The sequence below is a fragment of the Bradyrhizobium sp. 62 genome (assembly GCF_023073035.1).
Classification (GTDB): domain Bacteria; phylum Pseudomonadota; class Alphaproteobacteria; order Rhizobiales; family Xanthobacteraceae; genus Bradyrhizobium.
The window spans coordinates 73,389-80,210 of the sequence record NZ_JADPIT010000035.1; the positions used below are offsets into that span (position 1 = coordinate 73,389).

The window sequence follows — 6,822 nt, forward strand, 5'->3', positions numbered from 1 at the left end:
CCATGAGGGTCTGACATCCCGTCGCGAAACATGACCTCATCCTGAGGGCCCGCCGCAGGCGGGCGTCTCGAAGGATGGCCGCCGGGACGGTGGAAGACAGCGAACCTTGACGCCGGTCCCGAAGACTAATTCGACGGGCGGCATTCTCATCCGTCCGGCCCTGATGTGCCATTGGCTCGCAGCGATCGCTTCTGCTAACGATGAGGCCGTCAAGGCCCCAACCGGAATGACCCATGCGTTCATTGCCTGCGCGTTCTGTTTCCAGACATCTCGTTGCGCTCACCGGACTGCTGTTGCTGTCGGCCCGGCCCGCTGCCGCCGCCGATGACGACGCGCCCAAGGGGCCGGCGGTCACGGTGCTGAAGGTCGCAAAATCCTGTTTCTCCGACATCGTCGAGGGCACCGGCACGATCATCGCGCGCGAGGCAAGCTCGGTGCGGCCGGAGCGGCCCGGCCTGAAGGTGACGGAGGTGCTGGCGGAAGCCGGCGACACCACCACCGCAGGCCAGGTGCTGGCGCGGCTCGCACTGCCCGAGGGCGGCACGCTTCAGGTCACCGCCCCCGTCGCAGGCGTGATCGCGACGTCGACCGCGCAGATCGGTAATCTCGCCTCCGCCAAGGGCGAGGCGCTGTTCACGATCGTGGCGCGCAGCGAGTACGATCTCGTCGCCCTCGTCGCGACCAGCGATATGCGCAAGCTCGCGGTCAACCAGGTGGCGACCGTGCGCATCGCCGGCGCCGGCGATATCGACGGCAAGGTCCGCCGCATCGGCCCGACGGTCGAGCCGAACATCCAGCAGGGCATGGTCTATATCGGCATTTCCGCGCAGAAGCGGCTGTTGCTGAATGCGAGCGGCCGTGCGCTGATCAAGTCGGGCCAGAGCTGCAACGTCGCGGTGCCGCTGACCTCGGTGCAGTATTCCTCCGCCGGCACCGTCGTGCAGGTGATCCGCCGCAACCGTGTCGAGACCAAGCGCGTCGAGGTCGGACTGATGTCGGGCGGCAATATCGAGATCCGCGACGGCCTCAACGAAGGCGATATCGTCGTCGCCCGCGCCGGCGCGCTGCTGCGCGAAGGCGATCCGGTGCGCACGGTGATGGCCGCGGAAGCGGCGAAGTAATCGCCACGATCGTCATTGCGAGGAGCAAAGCGACGAAGCGATCCAGAATCTTTCAGCGGAGATTCTGGATTGCTTCGCTGCGCTCGCAAGGCCTGGATTGCTTCGCTTCGCTCGCAATGCGAGCTGGGGCAATCACTCCGCCACCAGCGCAAGAGGCAGATGTACGTTAAACACGCAGATCGTAGGGTGTGCAAAGCGAAGCGTGCCCACGTCTTCTATCGACCGCGTCTTCTATCGAAATGTTGGAAAGATGGTGGGCACGGCGCGTTGCGCCTTTGCCCACCCTACAAGACCTAAGAAAAACTAGCCGCCGGCTTCGCCGAAATGGACGTCCTCGAGCAGCGAGGAGGAGACGGTCGGGACCTGGTCGCCTTCGCTGGCGCGGGAGATCGCAAGGCGGGTCTTGTTGAAGACGCTCTCGGCGCTGCCCTGCGCATTGAGGTTGTTGAGGAACTCGCTGACCAGCACGCTGTGCTCGCCCTTGCCGTCGTCGACGACCTTGCCGGGCGAAGCCGAGGAGAGGATCAGCGCATTGTCGGTCGCGCTGATCGGCGCGAGGCCGTGGCTGTAGGAGCGGAAGCGGCGCTCATAGGGATTGCGGCGGGAGGCGTCGACCACGACGAGCTTGGCCTTGGCGCCCTGCTCCTTCATCATGTCGAGCACGCCCTCGATGGAAACGCCATGACGGCGGACATCGCTTTCCTTCCAGATCACGGCATCGACCGGCAGCATGTAGCTCTCGCGGCCGGCCTGCACGCCGTAGCCGCCGAAGAACAGCATGACGACGGTGTCGCGCTTGATCCGGGACTTCAGGCGATTGACGGCGCGGACCATGTCGTCCTTGGTCGCGTCTTCCACCATGTCGACGTCAAAACCGTTCTTGCGCAGCGACGAGGACAGCGCGCGGGCGTCGTTGATCGACTGCGTCAGCGGCGCGTTGGCGTCGGGGTAGTGCCCATTGCCGATGACGAGGGCGAGACGCGAGGCCTGGCCGATCGAGCCGGTGACCTGGTCGGTCGAAACGGCCTTGGCGGCATCGAGCGCCCGCATGTTGAGGGCAGCATGGGCGCCGATCACGAGCGAGACCGTGCCGATGAGGGCTGCGGCCACCGCAATCGTGCGTCGGGAAATGTCGAGCTGCGTTACATTCATCTCGCGTCATTCCTGTCAGTGCCAAAGACCAGCCAAGCACGCGCACACTGTTTGAGTAGCGCGATAGCGTCTTTGGGTTTGAGGGATTGGCCGGGGGTGTGCCCCCGAATTGCGCGCAATTTGCGGCGCCGCACCAAACAAAGCCTTAACCGGATATCGCCTCCCCCGCAATAGATCGCCGAAAATTTGACCTAAGTCTCTGGAAACGTGCGATAATTTGCATCGCCCAATATGTGATTTTTTTGCGTCCCCGTAGCCTTCCGGAGCTTGATTATGCAGGCTTCGTGCCGGCTTTTTCTGTGACTGTCATCGCATTTGTATTTCCTGCGAATCCGGGTAGCTTTTTCAACGACTTGCAGGGGGTGGCACGCGGCTGGGAGCGTGCCGGCCGGCCCCCGGCCAATTCCCGCGACCAGGTTATTTCATGAGCTTTCAATATTTTGCCGGCGCCGCCTGCCGGGCGCTGACGGCGCGGAAGGACGGCCCCTCGCTTTACGACGTCTGCGATCCCGTACTGTCTGTTGCGGCCAGCGGCGATCCGCATCTGGCCAAGTTCTACAAGACGGCGCTTGGCAATTCCGCACTGCGGGTGCTGCTCCGCCGGGCCGGACTGCCCGAGCTGCGCGACGAAGGCAAACTGGCCCGGCTGCGCGAGGCGCTGGTGCGCGCCCGCGACGAGGCCGAGCCTGATTGGGCGGCGGTCGGCCAGCCCGTTGCCGATCTCGTCGACAGCATCGCGCTGGATCATCCCAAGCCGCCGCCGGCCATGTTCACCGGCGCCATACCGCAACCATCGCAGATCGACAGCGTGATCCGCGATTGCGCGCAGCATCTGCTGGGCTCGTACCGCAAAAATGGCTTTCTGCCGACCTACGCCGCGTTCAACCTGATCGGCGATCCCGATTTCCGCGGGCGCGAGCTGACCATGGCGCTCACGGGCCTCAACGCGCGCGGCTACAAGAACTCCTCGCTGCTGTTCAACCTCGCCCGGGTCTTCATCGCGCGGTCACCGGCGCGCGCTGTCGTCAATCCGCCCTGGCGAGGGGTTGCCGAACCGATGTGGGAGCCGGTGCAGATCCGCCACCGCTCGGCCTATTACGACGCGTTCTTCATCGAGGCGCTGTTGAGCTACGTCGAGACCGGTTTGGCCTCGTCCGCCGACAAGATGTCGGCGGAGCGCGCGGTCGCCGACATGGTCGATTTCTGCGTCAACATCAGCCGCGAAGAGGTCGAGGGCATCGACGGCGCGCGGTTCAACGTCATCACCGCGCTCGCGCCCGCGCCGCATCCGCGCTTCTCGCGCTACTTCGCCCAGATCAAGCAGGACCTCGGTTTCGGCGTCTACGTGCCGGATTGCGACACCACGGCGTGCTCGATCTCCGCGGCGACGCAAGCCGGCTGCATCGATCCGATCCTCGACCAGCCGCTGCTGGATTTCTACGCGGGCTATCAGGTACAGGCGGGGGTCAACGAGCCGCGCGTGACCGTGCCGATCAACGACAATATCGACTATGAGGGCGGGGTTGCGACCTGGATCGACAATCTCAAGGGCGAGCGGCCCTATGGCAATGACCTCGATCCGACGCTGAATCTCGACATTCTCGAGGTCAGCTTCCGCAATCTCGCGCGCTGGAAAGTATTGGAAACGCCGGCGCGGCTTGCCACCGTTCATCGCATCATCGGCTTCCAGAAGCGACTGGCGGCGAGCGGCGCCTTCGCCAATCCGCGCTCGCACATCTATTATTTGCCGGAGCTCTACAGCGCCTATTTCGGCCGCTGCTACGCCGCCTTCCTGGCGCTGCCGCTGGCGGCGCAGGCGATCATCGATCCCGACGGCGATTTCGATTTCATTCGCCACCGCGTGCTCTCCTACGTCAAGGGCGAGCTGATGGCCGCCGAGATGAACGTGTTCGACGCAGCGCTCGCTCTGATCGCGCTCGGCCATCTCGGCGCCGACCCGCGCGCCTTTGCGCCGGCGCTGAACGTGATCGTCGCGAGCCTCGGCGAAGGCGGTCGCCGCGGCCCGTTCCGCGCTTATGAATGGAACAAGATGAAGACGCCGACGCGGATTTTGGTCGGCGGGCCTGAGGTCACGTCGGCGTTCGTGCTGATGGGGCTGGCGGTGGCCAAGCGGGCGATGGCGCGGGGATAGGTTTCGTAGGGTGGGTTAGCGAAGCGTAACCCACCACTTCCGCCACCGTGGAGATGAAAGAGGTGGGTTACGCCTTCGGCTAACCCACCCTACAAACTTCGCCCGATGACAGTAAGTTGAAAGCCCAACTGCCAGGCATATGCTGGCCGGGCGGACAAAAGCCGACCACAATTGCGAGGTCTATCGCAATTTTCATCACACGCGGGCCGGCATGTTGCGAAAATTCCTGATTGCGCTGTCATTGCTTGGCTTCTCCTTGCCTGGCTTGCCGTCGCCGGCTGAGGCCGCCGACATCACCGGCACCGCTAAGGTTCGCGCCGGCGACGCCGTGATGATCGGCAACACGCGGATCAGGCTCGGCGGCATCGACGCGCCCGCGGTCGACCAGCTCTGCCTCAACAACAAGGGCGAGCGCTGGACCTGCGGCATCGCGGCCCGCGACGAGCTCGCCAAATACGCCGACGGCAAGAACTGGGTCTGCCATGCGAGGTCGATCGACCGGCGCGGCCGCACCGTGGCGCGCTGCGATGTCGGCGGCGAGGATATCCAGAAATGGCTGGTGCGCGCAGGCTGGGCGCTGGCCTACACCCGCATGTCGCACGACTATGAGGCGGACGAGAAGGCCGCGCGGGAGGCCAAGGCCGGGATGTGGCAGGGCGCCTTCATTGCGCCCTGGGACTGGCGCGAGCGCAACAAGAAGACCACCATCCTCGGCGCCACCAAGCCGCCCGACGGCGCGCATGCGATCCTGCTCGCTTCGGCCTCGGGCCCGGTCGCGCCCTCGCCGGACTGCACCATCAAGGGCAATGTCAACTCCGCCGGCGAATGCATCTATCACCGGCCGACCAGTCGCTGGTATGCGCAGATCAAGATGAAGATCAGCAAGGGCACGCGCTGGTTCTGCTCGGTGGAGGAAGCCGAAGATGCGGGCTGCCGCGAGACTAAGAGATAACCCACGTCAGACCTGCGTTTTCCGGCCTTTTCTTGCACCGCAGCGCCGCGTAAAAGTGTGAATCAGCGATCCACCATCCTGTTCTCAGGCAACAAGGACCAACAGCAATGACCGTTCGCGCGGGCCGGGAATTTCTGGCCATCCCCGGGCCCACCAATATGCCCGACGAGGTGCTGCGGGCGATGCATCGTCCGGCGATCGACATCTACTCCAAACAGATGACCGATCTGACCGAGAGCCTGCTCAGCGACATCTCGAAACTGTTTGCGACCAAGGGCAAGTCCTACATCTACATCGCCAACGGTCACGGCGCCTGGGAAGCAGCATTGAGCAACGTGCTGTCGCGCGGCGACAAGGTGCTGGTGCTCGAAAGCGGACGGTTTGCAATCGGCTGGGGCCATGCCGCAGCGCTGATGGGTGCCGAGGTCGAGGTGCTCAAGGGCGACTGGCGCCGCGCGGTGCGGCCGCACGAAGTCGAGGAGCGCCTGCGCCGCGACAAGGATCACACCATCAAGGCCGTCGTCGTCGTCCAGGTCGACACGGCGTCCGGCGTGCAGAACGACATCGAGGCGATCGGCAAGGCGATCAAGGCGAGCGGCCATCCGGCGCTGTACATGGTCGACACTGTGGCCTCGCTCGGCTGCATGCCGTTCGAGATGGACAAATGGGGCATCGACGTTGCGATGTCGGGCTCGCAAAAGGGCCTGATGACGCCGCCCGGCCTCGGCTTCGTCGCGGCCAACGCGCGTGCGCTCGAGGTCCAGAAGACCGCCAACATGAGCACGCCCTATTGGAGCTGGAGCGAGCGCGAGGGCAGCGAGCATTATCGCAAATATGCCGGCACCGCGCCGGTCCATCTGCTGTTCGCGCTGCGCCAGGCGATCGACCTGCTGCACGAGGAGGGACTGGAGAACGCCTTCCGCCGCCACAGCCTGCTCGGCGAGGCCGCACGACGCGCGGTTGGCGCGTGGTCCGAAGGCCAGGTGCTCGGCTTCAACGTCGCGGAAGCCAGCGAACGCTCCAACACCGTGACCACGGTGACCATGAGCAATGGCCACGATCCGGCAATCCTGCAACGCTATTGCAAGGAGAAGTGCGGCGTGGTGCTCGGCACCGGCATCGGCGATCTCTCGGGGCAAGCCTTCCGCATCGCCCATATGGGCCACGTCAACGCGCCAATGCTGCTCGGCACGTTGGGGGTGATCGAGGTCGGGCTGAACGCGCTGAAGATCCCGCACGGCAAAGGCGGGCTTGAGGCAGCGGTTGCGTATCTCGGCGAAGAGGTGGCGGTGTAGGCGCAAGCCGGAAACTCCGCTGTCGTCCCAGCGAAGGCCGGGACCCATACCCCGTGATCTATCCGTGACGCACGGTGTCCGTACCGCGGAAAGAGCTTTAACTGCGAATCTTCGCCAAACTCCTCCCTGGGGTTATGGGTCCCGGCCTTC

General features: G+C 64.6%; 5 protein-coding genes. 4 read left to right on the forward strand and 1 reads right to left on the reverse strand.

Going from position 1 to position 6,822, the window contains the following annotated elements:
- The first annotated feature begins 233 nt into the window (after positions 1–233).
- Positions 234–1,121 (forward strand): HlyD family efflux transporter periplasmic adaptor subunit, encoded by an 888-nt coding sequence (locus tag IVB47_RS34520; RefSeq protein ID WP_247468334.1) that lies wholly within the window; start codon positions 234–236, stop codon positions 1,119–1,121.
- Between the two features lie 303 nt (positions 1,122–1,424).
- Here IVB47_RS34520 and IVB47_RS34525 read toward each other — a convergent pair whose 3' ends face one another.
- Positions 1,425–2,273 carry a caspase family protein gene (locus IVB47_RS34525; protein ID WP_247284754.1) on the reverse strand — a complete coding sequence of 283 codons (849 nt, stop codon included), beginning with the start codon at positions 2,271–2,273 and terminating at the stop codon, positions 1,425–1,427.
- A gap of 424 nt (positions 2,274–2,697) precedes the next feature.
- Between IVB47_RS34525 and IVB47_RS34530 the strand changes: the two genes are divergently transcribed.
- The 3 genes from IVB47_RS34530 (at position 2,698) to IVB47_RS34540 (ending at position 6,672) form a co-directional block, all read left to right on the forward strand.
- The gene (locus IVB47_RS34530) at positions 2,698–4,425 is read left to right on the forward strand and encodes a hypothetical protein (RefSeq protein ID WP_247468337.1); all 1,728 of its coding nucleotides are present in this window, start codon (positions 2,698–2,700) and stop codon (positions 4,423–4,425) included.
- Between the two features lie 211 nt (positions 4,426–4,636).
- On the forward strand, positions 4,637–5,377 hold the full coding sequence (locus IVB47_RS34535) for a thermonuclease family protein (RefSeq protein WP_247284752.1): 741 nt from the start codon (positions 4,637–4,639) through the stop codon (positions 5,375–5,377).
- A 107-nt stretch (positions 5,378–5,484) separates the two neighbouring features.
- Positions 5,485–6,672, forward strand: a complete 1,188-nt coding sequence (locus tag IVB47_RS34540; protein WP_027568361.1) for an aminotransferase class V-fold PLP-dependent enzyme — start codon at positions 5,485–5,487, stop codon at positions 6,670–6,672.
- Positions 6,673–6,822: the final 150 nt, after the last annotated feature.